Raw genomic sequence first — 12,204 nt, 5'->3', positions numbered from 1 at the left:
GCGAGCGAAGCGCGGTTCCGGCAATTCAATGCCCAGCAATGCAATTGCCGGAACTGCGCCGAAGCGGCTTGTTCCGGCCTACATGAGTCCAAAACAATCGGCTTGCCTTGTTCGCGTTTGCCCCGGATAGTATTGCCATGGAAACTGCAAAAATGGAAATGCCACCCGCTGAAACGGAAACGGAACCCAAGAACGACACTCAGTCGGGTGACGTCAATCAAATCCTCAAAGAAGTCTGGGGTTACGACGCATTTCGTCCTTTACAGGCGGAGTCAATCGACTGTGTCCTCGGCGGGCGTGATTCGCTAACCGTGCTGCCGACCGGCGGCGGCAAGTCGCTTTGTTTCCAGGTTCCTGGAATCGCCAAACCGGGGCTTGCGGTTGTCGTTTCTCCGTTGATCTCGCTGATGAAAGACCAGGTCGATGCGCTGGTCGCCAACGGGATCTCCGCTGCATTCGTCAACAGCACGCAAACTGATGACGAAAAACAACACGTTGCTACGTTGATCCGATCGGGCGAACTGAAATTCCTGTACGTTGCACCGGAGCGATTGTTGCAGCAACGGACGATCGACTTCCTGAGCCGGAATCAAGTCTCGTTCTTCGCCATCGACGAAGCCCACTGTATCAGCAATTGGGGACACGACTTCCGACCAGAATACCGCGGCTTGCGGATGCTGAAACAGCGTTTCCCCACCGCTTCGGTTCACGCTTACACCGCGACCGCATCTGAGCCTGTGCGCCGCGACATTGCCGAACAACTTGGATTGCAAGACGCAGAGATTTTGGTGGGCGACTTTGACCGCCCCAACCTGACTTACCGAATGCTGCGATCAGCCAACCGGACCGCGCAGGTCGTCGAAGTCGCCAAGCGGCACCCCGGTGAATCAGGCGTTGTCTACTGCATCAGCCGCAAAGAAGTCGAACGTGTGACGGAGGTTCTGAAAGCCAACAAGGTGTCGGCCCGTGCCTATCACGCTGGCATGGACGATTCCAAACGACAAGCCAACCAGGAAGCGTTCATCCGTGAAAAGTGCGATGTCATTGTGGCGACCGTGGCGTTTGGTATGGGAATCGATAAATCGAATGTTCGTTACGTCGTGCATGCGGGAATGCCAAAGTCAATCGAACATTATCAACAAGAAAGCGGCCGCGCCGGACGCGATGGTTTGGAAAGCGAATGTGTGCTGATCTATTCCGGTGGCGACCTGGTCACCTGGAAGAAGATCATGTCCGGTGAATCTGACAACACGGCCGCCTTCGCCTCGCTCGAAGCGATGCACACCTTGGCATCGGGGACCGTTTGCCGTCACCGTTCGTTGGTCGAATACTTTGGTCAAGAATATGCAACTGATTCATGCGGCGCGTGCGACGTCTGTTTGGGTGAATTGGAATTAGTCGAAGATCCTGTTGTCTTGTCGCAGAAAATCCTGTCGTGCGTGGTTCGCGTCAATCAACGCTTCGGTGCCACCCACGTTGCCAAGGTTTTGGCCGGATCAAAAGAGAGTCGCTTGATTGAAATGCGGCACGACAAACTCAGCACCTTTGGGTTGCTGTCCTCCGAGGGCCAAGCAGCCGTGCGGATGTGGATCGACCAGCTTGTCGGGCAAGGTTTTTTGTATCGAACGGGTGAGTACCAAACGCTGTCGCTGTCAGAACCCGGTTGGGAATTGATTCGTGGCGATGGCGAAGTGCGGCTGACCACCGCGGCCAAACCCAAGTCATCCACCTATTCACGCGGCTCGCGCGGATCGGCCAGCGGATCGGCCGGCGGATCGAAGTCCGGCACATCTTGGGATGGCGTCGATCGCGAACTTTTCGATCACCTTCGTCAACTTCGCAGCCGAATGGCGACCGAATCACGAGTTCCCGCCTATGTGATCTTTGGCGATGAAACACTGCGGCAAATGGCCCGAGTCCGTCCCAGTACGCTGGAAACGATGGCGACGCTACGTGGTGTGGGTGCCAAAAAGTTAACGGACTACGGCGAGCTTTTCCGGCTGGAGATTGCCGCCTATTGCCAGGAAAACGGTTTGCCCGTCGACCAAGGATTGACTTGAAAAAGCCCCACGGATGGCTTTTGCAGACCCACGGATTTTGCGCGAGGAATTTGAGCGCAATTATCAGTAGGTCTGCGAAAGCCATCCGTGGGCCCCTTTCGCCGCATTGTTTGGCTTGCGAAACTACCGCGACTGCTTAATACATCGCCTCAAAACCCAAGCTAGCTTGCTGTGAAATACGTGATTGTCATCCCCGATGGATGTGCCGACGAACCGATTGACGCTCTGGGCGGAAAGACGCCTCTGCAAGCTGCGAATCTTCCCGCGATGGATGCGCTGGCAACCGCCGGGATGCTGGCGACTGCCAACAACACGCCTGACCACCTGCCAGCGGGCAGCGAAGTGGCGAACCTGTGTTTGCTGGGCTACGACCCCGATGTGTACTTTACCGGCCGGGCACCGCTAGAAGCAGCCGCGCAGGACATTGTGCTTGGCGAGCGTGATTTTGCAGTTCGCTGCAACTTGGTCACCATCGAAGATCAGATCATGGTCGACTTTACCGCGGATCACATTACCACCGAAGAATCGCGGCAGTTGATGGCGTCACTGAATGAGTCGCTAAAGTTCGATTCGGAATTTGAATCTCGTTTGGAATTCGTTGCCGGCGTCAGCTATCGCAACCTGTTGCTCTATCGTGGCGACCCTGATGCGAAAGCTCCCTTTTCAAACCAATCACGTTCGTCGGCACCTCATGATTTAACAGACTTATCCGTGGCCGATGATTTCCCCCGTGGTCCAGGCAGCGATGAATTGGTCAGCCTGATGAATCGCTCGGCGGAGATTTTTGCGAACCATCCGGTCAACAAGAAACGGATCGCCGAAGGCAAAAAACCGGCTACCAACGTCTGGCTATGGTCGCTCGGGGGTGCACCTCAGTTGCCAACCTTCAAGCAGACCCATGGCGTCCAGGGTGTCATGATCACGGCAGTGGATTTGCTGCGAGGCATCGCGGCTTTGGTGGGCTGGCCGCGGATTGAGGTCGAAGGTGCGACCGGTTATTTGGATACGGACTACGCCGCCAAAGGAAAAGCTGCCATTGCAGCTCTCGCTGATTACGATGTCGTCTGCGTTCACATCGAAGCACCCGACGAAGCTTCGCACGAAGGTCGTCACGACGCAAAGATCGAAGCGTTGCAGCAGATCGATATGCACATTGTTGGCCCGCTGACCGAAGCGTTAAAGCAACACGGTGATCACCGAATTTTGGTCACGCCCGATCACCCAACCTTTTGTCGAACCAAGAAACACACCCACGGAAACGTCCCGCTGGTCATCGCCGGCACCGACATCAAAGCAGACGCACAAACCACCTACGACGAAATCGCCTGCGAAGCCGCCGGCCGGCGCTTCGACAAGGGATGGGATTTGATGAACGACTTCATCGGTTCGTAGCAATCCAGCGTCTTTAGAATCGGTCGTACTTCGCTCCGCCCGGGTACGGCCTACCTGTTTTTTACTCTTCACTCTTCCAACTTCTCTCTTCCCTCCATGTCTTTGATTGTCCAGAAGTTCGGTGGCACTAGTGTTGCCGATGTCGAAAAGATTCAATCGGCTGCTCGCAAGGCGATCCGTGCTCAACGTGCCGGTCATCGCGTGGTGATGGTGGTCAGTGCGATGGGGAAGAATACGGACACGTTGTTGGATTTGGCATCGCAAATCGGTGACGATCCACCGGCGAGAGAAATGGACATGCTGCTTTCGACCGGCGAACAAGTGAGCGTCGCCCTGGTCGCAATGGCGATCCATTCGATGGACGCCAAAGCTGTCAGCTTGACCGGTGGCCAAATCGGGATGAAGACTGATAACAGTTTTAGCAAAGCTCGCATCGAATCGATTTCAACGGAAAGGATCGAGCGTTTGCTTGACGACGGTAACATCGTGGTCGCAGCCGGTTTCCAAGGCGTCGATGATGAGCTGAACATCACGACGCTTGGTCGTGGCGGCAGCGATACGACTGCGGTGGCGTTGGCGGCGGTGCTGGGTGCCGACGCCTGCGAAATTTACACCGACGTTGATGGTGTCTACACAACCGACCCGCGGAAGTTGCCTGAAGCTCGACGCGTCGAAGTCGTCAGCTACGATGAAATGTTGGAACTGGCTAGCCTGGGCGCGGGCGTGATGCACAGTCGCAGCATCGAGTTTGCTAAAAAATTTGGCGTTCCGATTCACGTTCGCAGCAGTTTTTCTGATACCGAGGGCACCATGATTGTCGCCGAGTCCGAATCGACGACTCAGCCGGTGAGCGGTGCGGCGATGACGGCCGAGGAAGCGAGAATCACGGTGTTGGGCGTGCCGGATGTGCCGGGCAAGAGCCAGCAATTGTTCGCGGCAATCGCGGCGTGCAAGGTTGCTATCGACATGGTCGTTCAAAACGTCGGCCAAAGCGGAAAAGCAGACATCTCGTTCACCGTCCCACGTGGCGAATTGAAAACGACGTTGGCGGCAATCGATTCCGTCAAGGTTGATCTTGGTGCCAGCGGCGTCACGCATGACGACAAAGTATCAAAGGTTTCCGTCGTCGGTTCCAACATGGCTGCCCAGACCGGCGTCGCGTCGCAAATGTTTCGAGCGTTGGCCGACGCGGGCGTGAACATTCAAATGATCACCACCAGCGAAATCAAAATTTCGGCACTGGTATCCAAACAACAATCCGCCAAAGCACTGCAAGCCGTTCACGCTGCCTTTGGACTGCACCAGCGTCCCGCGGATGCGAAATCCTGGTCCCAAATCAAAGCTGAACGAGGCAAAGCCGACGTCCAAACCTTGGTTGATCGACTGCGTGCCGACGCGTTGGAAGCTTTAACGCTGACCGGCATCTCGATGACTGACAATCAAGCTCGCGTGACCCTGCACGGAGTGCCTGACAAACCCGGCATCGCGGCGGACATGTTCGAGATGATTGGCAAGGCAGAAATTTTTGTTGACATGATTGTCCAGGGATACGACGGCGAAGATGGATCAACCAGCGTCAGCTTCACGGTCCGCGAATCCGACCTGGCCGCCAGCTTGAAAGTCGCCCAGGCGATCGCCAAGAAACATGGCATGCGGGATGTCCAAGGCGCTGGCGGCATCGCCAAGATCACCGTCAGCGGCATCGGTCTGCGAAGTCACACCAGTGTCGCAACGCTGTTGTTTGAGTGCCTGGCAGCCGACCAAACGAATGTTGAAATGATCAACACCAGCGAACTGCAGGTCAACGCGGTCATCGACGCCGCCAAAGCAAATCAAGCGACCGAGCGAATCAAGAAAGCATTCGCCGATTCTCTGCTTTGAATTCTTAGATTTGGTTTGTGGGCCTAGTTTTATAGGCCGTATTGAGCGGAGCGAAATACGGCACGAGCGCACCTGCCGTATTTCGCTCCGACCATGACGGCCTACTTAGATTCACCATGACCAAAAACAAACACGAATCCGTTGACTGGTACGACTACCCGCAATACTTCGACATGCTGTTCAGCGATGAAACGGCGGACGAAGTAAAGTTCTTCAAAAAAGCGTTTGAAAAATTCTCCAAACGAAAGGTCAATCGGGTACTCGAACCCGGTTGCGGTTCAGGTCGTTTGGTGGTCGCGATGGCCAAGCAAGGTTACGACGTCACCGGCTTGGACCTGAGTCCCGCGATGCTGAATTTCCTGGATCAAGAACTCGGACGAAAAGGCCTGAAAGCCAAAACCGTCTTGGGCGACATGACCCAGATGAAGTTCAAAAAGAAGTTTGACGCGGCCTTCTGCACCTTCAACACGTTCCGTCACCTGCTTGATGAAAAGAGTGCGGTTAAGCATCTGCGAAATGTCGCCGATCAAGTACGAAAAGGCGGCCTTTATATCCTGGGATTTCACATCATCCCGATGGACGCGGACCCCGATTGCATCGAACGCTGGCATGCGAAAAATAAAGCCGTCGAAGTCAACGCAAAGTTAAAAGTGATCGACTTCAAACGCAAAAAGCGACTAGAAAAACTGCGAGTCACCATCAACGCCAAGAAAGCAAGCGGCAAGACCGACCGCTTAAAAACCGAATTTGCACTTCGCGTTTACACTCACAAGCAAGCCCGCAAAACGTTGCAAAGCGTCAGCGATGTCTGGGAAATCGCCAGCATCTTCGACTTTGATTACGACATCGAAGAACCCCGCGACTTCGACAAAGACCTTACCGACGCTTTGTTTGTGCTTCGAAGGAAGTAATTCGGTGGTCCTTCAGTCGAGATTCGCCAGTCAAAGCCCAAACCGTCGTGCTATGGTATTTGGATGACTCGAATCCTTGATGCTGCAAAACGAGCGGACCTGTTCTTTAAGAATCAATCACCGATCCATGAAGCGATGCGGCGTTTGAACAAGACGCTTGGTGAGATGGAGATCCCGTTTGCGGTGGCAGGTGCAATGGCCGCGAATGCCCATGGTCACCGAAGAACTACGGCGGATGTCGACATTCTGATTCGGCAAGAAGACCTGGATCGGTTCAAGGCGGCTTTCATCGGCCGCGGCTGGACCGACATTTTCGAGGGATCCAAAAATTTCCGTGACGCGGTGGTGGATGTTAAAATCGTCGCATGGATTGTGGATCAGTTTCCGGGTGATGGTTTGGAAAAACCAGTTGCGTTTCCTGCACCCGAGACAGTCGCCGAGACTGGCGAAGATGGCGTGCCGGTAATCTCGCTAAAGACGCTGATCGAGCTGAAGATTGCCAGCGGGATGACAGCGGTGCATCGTCCCAGAGATTTGGACGATGTGATTCAGCTTATCAAGGTCAACAAACTCTCCAAAGATTTTGGAAGCCAGTTAAATCCCTATGTGGCAGACAAGTTCGCGGAGTTGTGGGCGGCCGCTCAGGTCGTCGAAGAGTATTAACAAAGATTAGGACTCATCGGTTTGTCGATTCAATAGAAATCCCAACGGCAATGATGAACCGCTGGCAGTAAGGACTTGGGCTGGCGCGGTAGGGCCGGTCGCTGTAGGCCCGGCCGCTTACGCGTCGCGGCTCACTTTAGTTGGCAAGTCGTTAGGGATTGTGATCGTGAATCATTGGGGTGAGCTTTTCATCAGATCCCATAGTTGATCGCATGCTTGCACGTCTTCGTGGCTTGCGTTGCCTCGGCCGTAAACGATTCGGTTGTAGGCCGCGATAACGCGTGACGCTGGCGTGGAAAGAGAGCGATGGTTTTGACGCACTCTTGCCAGAAACTCTGTTGGCGTTTCGCCTTTTGATCGTGACACGCCGGCTTCGTGACTCCATGCGTCCAGGGCCGCGAAGGTTGCAACGACAATTTTCCTGGGGTCGGTTTGATTGCTTGACGGTTGAGTGATTGAGCCAAACGCTCGCCGGGGGGCAGTTTGCACTTCCTGCACAAACTCATCCAAGGTTGGTTCGCTTGGTGTTTCTTCACGGGCGAAAAGATTCTGCCAGAACTCGATCAGAAACTGGCGATTGATGTAGATGTAAAACCCAACGATGCCAAGCAGCACCGCCAAAACTAACCATTTCAACAGAGCAGCAATCGCAGGCACGATATCGGCCGCTTTCTGCATCGGGCTAGAAGCTGGATTCGATCTCGAATTGGATTGGCCTGACGATTCATTCTTGGCTTGCGATTCAGTTTTCGATTGATCCTGTTCGGCTTGATCGGATTTCTTTTCAGAATTGGGATCGGTTTCTTTGGAGTCGGAATCACTTGGCTTAGTTTCGCCGGGCTGCTGTTTTGAATCTTCGGACTCGCTTGGCGGGGAGTCGTTATTTTTCTGAGAATCACTTTTCGAGTCAGTCTTTTGCTGATCGTCGCTCTTTTCACTCTTCTGCTTGGCACCTTTCTTATCGCCCGAGCTGTCTTTTTTGCCGCCTTCTTTTTTACCCGCTGGTCCGTCCTTTCGGTCACCATCACCGACGTCTCCTGCGGGTGCTCCTTTTTGCGGTGCTGCACTTCCGACTTCCTTGTCTTTGTCAGCCAGGTTCGCATCGCTTCCTGTCGTTGCGGCATCCTCGCCTGCTTTCTCGGCTCCGTCTTTGCCCCAACCTTTGTTGCTGGCCGTTGTGTCGTCGCGGGAATCAAGAAACTTTGGTAACTCGAGCGAAGCGAGTGCTTCGCCGGGCACGGGCACCAAGAAAGCGACGCATAAAAGAATCGCAATGATGGCTGCGCCGCCGCCCAGCCAACCGACCGAAACGTCAGCAGGCATGTCGGCACCGCGTTGCCGCAAGTAACGTCGCAACCCCAGAAAGCTGGTCGTGACTAACAATGCCAATGCTGAAAACAAATAACAAGCCAACAACCACTGGGCCTTTGACCACGTTCCTGCATCGCCGCGAATCATGAATTGCCCCAGGCCGTAGAGCGGGAACGCTGCCAATGCCAAGTACAAGACGCTGCGTCCGGGCTGACCCGAATTACGTTTGAGTGAATCGAGTAATCCGCGGTCGCTTGAATCAGCATCCTCGTCAATCAAAGTGCAGTCGCGTATCACCCAGTCGGCCAAGTATGCGATCAGTGCCAACAAGAAAAGTGTGCTGAGCGGTGAATTGACGTAGCGAGAAAGAGTCGCAAACGATGCGATGCCCAGCACGCTCCCGTAGCCGAGCGAGTACATGCGATCTTTTTCGATCGCAATCCGGGCGATGCCCACGACACCCATCGTGAACATCAACACGATCCAAGAAACTCTAGCGGGTTGGCCGCCGCGGTAGATCACCAACATCAAGAAGTTGGCCAAGCTGCTGATCATGACGAACACTAAGATCGGCGCGACCGCGATCACGGCATAGTCACCGGCGGTCGGTCTACGCTTGCCAGTGGTGGGTTCAGTCATTCCTAGGCAAGATTCTTTTTCGGCGTGGCATCATCGGGATTCGCTTTCATCCAGCGACTCATTGCTGGGCCGACGCTCTTCATGGGAACCCATTTCCCTTTGGTCTTGGTGCTTTGCAAAAGAGTTTCAGGAGCGATTTTGCCCTGGTCAATCCGCACTAGCAGATCCGATTCAGAAATCGGCCCGACTCGTCGTCCCTTTCGCAACCATCCTGTGGTCATGTAGTACCATCCTGCGCTCATGGCATCTCTCCCAGAGGCTCCCAGTATTTGCAAAGGCGTTTGCAACAACGTTTGCAAAAACGCTCACAAAAATGCACGCTCCGTGGTGTTGCACTCGCCGTCCGCACCGGCCTGATTCAATTCAGACCTAGTTTGGTGGATGCTCACCACCACTCTATTGTAACGTCAGGCTAACCCGCAATGTGAGACGAATGAAGGGAAAATTTCCGTCCTAAACCAAAAAAGGCTGCCGGTTTGGCGTCAAGCTACCAGCGACCGCTTCCGCGATCCGAATTCACGATTCGCTGGGCTTCGGGGCTGATTCCGAACATCAAGTTGGGCTGATTCAGCTCTAGGAATACGGTGTACTTCTGGTGAACAGCGTCCGAGTAAACCACCGGGGCGTGCGTCAAACGCAAGAAATGAACCGGAGTTCCGTTCCAACGCTTGGTGTAAACACCGGCCTCCAGCGTCGGTTCTGCTTGCAAACCGTAGTCGGAAGTCATCGACTGAACCAATCGAGACGGGTCGCCGGTGAAACCGTGAACCGTCAAACGTTGAAGCTTTTGCTGGTGATCAAAGTAATACGTCAACGTACCCGCCACGTCGCTCGCCTGCGTTCCCGTGACGATCGGAACTCGCAAACCTTCCAGGTTCATGTCCGCCAACACGGTGCTGACTCTGGAAAACCGGCTGATGACCCAGTCCGGCGATATGTCGAACCGCATCACTTCGCGTAAATCTTGGATCTGCACACCCGTCATTTGTGGTGCGGCGCGAGGATCGTTTGGCAGGCCGCCCAGTTTGCGTGCAAGTTGCTCGTCGTATCGAAAGCGACTGCTGTCGGTTCGACGAAGCTTTTCGACTTCGTGGTGAGCATGATTGGCGTAACCCGAAACCGTTGTGCCAACCACGCCATCGCGAAAAACCGCCATGTCGCTGGTGCCCGTGGTGTCAGCAATTTGGCTGATCGCACCGCGTCCCCAATCGGTTTCGGACGCGACGTAGGGTCCACCCGCGGCGGCGGCAAGCAAAGCGGCAATGCGAAGTCGTGAGAACATGTTTCTTAGTTCGGCATTTTGCACAGTGGTTCGCTCGAGATTCTGTCTGCCATCGATGTGGTCGTCACCAAACGAACAAAGCCTACAATCGTCAAGATGAGCGAAGACAAAGCAACCACTGCCAAATCAATCACTGCAGCCGAGTTTTTAGAAAACAAAGACCGTTGCACGGCTGCGGCGATCGAGTTAGCAGGGCAGAAAACGATCAGTGCAAAATTGCATTCTGATTTACGAACACGATTCGGCGACACGTTGGCTGGGTTGATCGTCGAATCAGCATCGCTGCAAACGAAGGCCAGGCGAAAGTTTGGTGACATCCCGGCCAGCGAGCACGCGGTGTGGTGGGCGACGCGGCGGTCGTTGCAACAGGCAACACCCTGGCAAGTTGCCAAGCTGAAAGCGGGCTGGTTTGGTCAAGCGGATGTGCTGGATCTGTGCTGCGCCATTGGCGGCGATTCGATTGCGCTTGCTGCACGCGGCGGTGCCATGACCGCAGTCGATCGTGATCCGGTCTTGGTGGCGATGGCGGGCGCTAACTTAGCGACGTCTTTGCCTAAGGCTGTTTGGCAAACTCAATGCCAAGACGTTGTTGGATTTCAGATTCCCAAGGGCACTGCCGTCCACATCGATCCTGACCGACGATCCGATGACAAGCATCGTGGAACAAGAGCAGAATCGTTTTCACCAAGCTGGGACGAAGTCGTTCCAATCATCGACCAGTCTGATTCGGCGATCGTAAAGCTAGCTCCTGCAACGGAGCTTGATTGGCAACCAAGCGACCGACCGAGTCACCGTTGCTGGATCGCGTTGCAGGGGACGGTTCGCGAACAAGCGTTGTTGGTTGGCGATTCAGTAAAGATGGCTGGCTTGGTTGATCAACAAAAATCTGCCTTCCGGATGGCGGCCGATGGATCTTGGCATCGTTTTGCACCCAAGAACGCAATCGACAATCAGGTCGCGGCCAACGATCATCCTGGAACTTGGCTGATCGATCCTGTTTCCTCAGTTCGAGCAGCAGGCCTGACGGAGAGTTTTGCGGCGACTCATTCGCTTGGCACACTCGGCGGACTGAGCGGATTCTTAACCAGCAGCGATGATGATTTGCCAGACGAAGTTTCAGCGATGGCAACGACTGGCCGAATCGTCTGGACTGGATCGGCCAACGACCGGAAACTCAGACGCGAACTACGCTCGCATGGTTGGTTTCCCGAAACGGTAAAATGCCGTGGTGCAGATCGAGATCCGGCAGAAGTCTTTCGGCGGTACCGTGATTGCGGCGACGTGCCGGTGACGCTGTGGCTTGGCCGAATCGGGAAAAAAGTCTACGCCGCGATTTCACTGGTCAGTGGTTGAAGATCCGGTTGAAGATCCGGTCGAAGATCCGGTTAAAGCTCCGCCGACCAATTCGCGTTGCTGGGACATTGATGCGGCCAAGGTTTCGCTGTGGGTGACCGCGATTAGGATTGCGCCGAATTGTTTCTGTAAGTCCAGCAACAGTGTGGTCATTTCGCCGGCGGTGTTTGCGTCCAGGTTTCCGGTGGGTTCGTCGGCTAGGATCACGCTGGGCGACATGACTAACGAACGAGCGATGGCGACGCGTTCTTTTTGGCCGCCGGACAATTCGCTGGGCAAATGATTGATTCGGTCTGTCATTCCAACGGACTCGATCAGTTCATGGGCTCGCTGGACTTGATCGTCAGTGCCTTTTCCAAAAGCAATGGTTGGCAACAGAACGTTCTGTAATACGTTCAATTGCGGCAGCAGGTGATGGTCCTGGAAAATGAAGCCGATGTTGCTGTTTCGGAACTTAGCGAGCTGTTTGTCGTTTAGCGAAAATGGGTCGGTGTCATCGATGATCAACGTCCCACTATCGGGTCGATCGAGCGTGCCGATGATTTGCAGCAGCGTACTTTTGCCGCTGCCACTGGGGCCAACGATCGCCAACGAATCGCCGCCCGATAGCTCCAACGAAAGGCGATTGAGAACGACAAGCGGTTCGTCCACCGTTGCAAACGATTTGCATAGATCGTTGATTCGCAATCGCAGTATGTCTGAAGAGGCCATG

General features: G+C 54.6%; 10 protein-coding genes. 6 read left to right on the top strand and 4 right to left on the bottom strand.

Features of this window, described 5'->3' with window-relative positions:
* The first annotated feature begins 152 nt into the window (after positions 1-152).
* The 5 genes from recQ to RC85_RS10780 all read left to right on the top strand — a co-directional run bounded on the left by recQ (position 153) and on the right by RC85_RS10780 (position 6,907).
* On the top strand, positions 153-2,060 hold the full coding sequence (recQ, locus tag RC85_RS10800) for a DNA helicase RecQ (protein WP_084422560.1): 1,908 nt from the start codon (positions 153-155) through the stop codon (positions 2,058-2,060).
* Positions 2,061-2,231: 171 nt separating this feature from the next.
* Positions 2,232-3,452, top strand: coding sequence for a cofactor-independent phosphoglycerate mutase (locus tag RC85_RS10795; RefSeq protein WP_068262310.1), 1,221 nt, complete (start codon positions 2,232-2,234; stop codon positions 3,450-3,452).
* 96 nt (positions 3,453-3,548) lie between these two features.
* On the top strand, positions 3,549-5,333 hold the full coding sequence (locus RC85_RS10790) for an aspartate kinase (RefSeq protein WP_068262308.1): 1,785 nt from the start codon (positions 3,549-3,551) through the stop codon (positions 5,331-5,333).
* 116 nt (positions 5,334-5,449) lie between these two features.
* On the top strand, positions 5,450-6,244 hold the full coding sequence (locus RC85_RS10785) for a class I SAM-dependent methyltransferase (protein ID WP_068262305.1): 795 nt from the start codon (positions 5,450-5,452) through the stop codon (positions 6,242-6,244).
* A gap of 63 nt (positions 6,245-6,307) precedes the next feature.
* The gene (locus RC85_RS10780) at positions 6,308-6,907 is read left to right on the top strand and encodes a hypothetical protein (protein WP_068262302.1); all 600 of its coding nucleotides are present in this window, start codon (positions 6,308-6,310) and stop codon (positions 6,905-6,907) included.
* 171 nt (positions 6,908-7,078) lie between these two features.
* On the opposite strand, the gene RC85_RS10775 is transcribed toward RC85_RS10780, so the two are convergent.
* The 3 genes from RC85_RS10775 to RC85_RS10765 all read right to left on the bottom strand — a co-directional run bounded on the left by RC85_RS10775 (position 7,079) and on the right by RC85_RS10765 (position 10,139).
* A complete protein-coding gene (locus RC85_RS10775; protein ID WP_068262299.1) occupies positions 7,079-8,857 on the bottom strand; it encodes a DUF4129 domain-containing protein in 1,779 nt (592 codons plus the stop codon).
* Positions 8,858-8,859: 2 nt separating this feature from the next.
* Positions 8,860-9,099 (bottom strand): DUF4339 domain-containing protein, encoded by a 240-nt coding sequence (locus RC85_RS10770; protein ID WP_149752950.1) that lies wholly within the window; start codon positions 9,097-9,099, stop codon positions 8,860-8,862.
* Between the two features lie 245 nt (positions 9,100-9,344).
* Positions 9,345-10,139: a DUF6690 family protein gene (locus RC85_RS10765; RefSeq protein ID WP_068262336.1), complete on the bottom strand. Its 795-nt coding sequence runs from the start codon at positions 10,137-10,139 to the stop codon at positions 9,345-9,347.
* A 96-nt stretch (positions 10,140-10,235) separates the two neighbouring features.
* Between RC85_RS10765 and RC85_RS10760 the strand changes: the two genes are divergently transcribed.
* Entirely contained in the window at positions 10,236-11,492 is a 1,257-nt protein-coding gene (locus RC85_RS10760) for a class I SAM-dependent methyltransferase (protein ID WP_149752951.1), read from the top strand.
* Here RC85_RS10760 and RC85_RS10755 read toward each other — a convergent pair.
* Positions 11,475-12,203, bottom strand: coding sequence for an ABC transporter ATP-binding protein (locus RC85_RS10755; protein ID WP_068262335.1), 729 nt, complete (start codon positions 12,201-12,203; stop codon positions 11,475-11,477). The genes RC85_RS10760 and RC85_RS10755 overlap by 18 nt on opposite strands.
* Between the last annotated feature and the right edge of the window lies 1 nt (position 12,204).

It is taken from the genome of Rubripirellula obstinata (assembly GCF_001642955.1).
In the GTDB taxonomy this organism is placed as follows: domain Bacteria; phylum Planctomycetota; class Planctomycetia; order Pirellulales; family Pirellulaceae; genus Rubripirellula; species Rubripirellula obstinata.
This window is presented reverse-complemented; position numbering and strand designations above follow the sequence as displayed.